The sequence below is a fragment of the Bradyrhizobium sp. Leo114 genome (assembly GCF_055229415.2).
In genome coordinates, this window is the sequence record NZ_JBUYEN020000272.1 from 1 (window position 1) to 255 (window position 255).

1 pseudogene is annotated in these 255 nt (G+C 63.1%); it reads right to left on the minus strand.

What is annotated here, in order from left to right:
• Positions 1-255, minus strand: a pseudogene (nifH, locus tag ACZIRK_RS45710) (nitrogenase reductase); the annotation flags it as partial.

A 255-nucleotide genomic window follows, 5' to 3' on the forward strand; every position in this document is an offset into this window, starting at 1 on the left:
TCGGGGTAGGGATGATGCCTTTGCCGCCATTGTGGTGGATCCTGGTCGCAAGATTGCGATAGTGATCGGCTTGCTGGGACTCCGGCGCATACTCCAGCACGGTCATGCGGCGCAGCTCCGCGTGCTGGACGACGTTGTCGCGCGGCACGAAATAGATCAGCTGGGTGCCGAGCTTCTTGGCGAGCGCCTCCGCCAGTTCCAGCTCCTTATCTGTCTGTCGCTCGTTGCAGATCAGGCCGCCGAGCCGCACGCCAC